General features: G+C 54.0%; 1 tRNA gene. It reads right to left on the bottom strand.

From position 1 onward, the window contains the following. Positions 1-99: 99 nt before the first annotated feature. Positions 100-175: transfer RNA gene (locus QP981_RS11195), tRNA-Ala, on the bottom strand. Between the last annotated feature and the right edge of the window lie 251 nt (positions 176-426).

The raw sequence follows: 426 nt of genomic DNA, 5'->3' as shown, positions 1-426 counted from the left end.
GATGCAATATCGGAATCAGACCCTTGAAGCCCTAACCGCCTAGAGTTAAACCAGTCCAACTTTCGGGGGCTAGTTCATTTCGACCGAGGGTTTTTCTACTGGTGGAGCTAACGGGACTCGAACCCGTGACCCCCACACTGCCAGTGTGGTGCGCTACCAGCTGCGCCATAGCCCCAGAATCAACATCGAAGTGGCTTTCACCCTCCGCTGTGGACTCCTCAAAGGCTACATGGCACTGTCATGTATCACCAAATCCGCATGTAGAACACTCTTTTACGTATTCGCCGAGTGCCCTAGAGCAGATCTGCCGAACATGGGCTGAAGATGAATCGTGTGAGCGTGCACGGAACCTAGCTGTGATGTCCAGGGACGTTGTTCTGGCCCCCGCCCGTAATGACACCGTGCCGATTCAAGAAGTATCTGTCC

Origin of the sequence: Corynebacterium sp. MSK047, from assembly GCF_030232285.1 — a bacterium.
In the GTDB taxonomy this organism is placed as follows: Bacteria; Actinomycetota; Actinomycetes; order Mycobacteriales; family Mycobacteriaceae; genus Corynebacterium; species Corynebacterium jeikeium_D.
The sequence above is the reverse complement of the archived record's forward strand: the minus strand, read 5'-3'. Positions and strand labels throughout refer to the sequence as shown.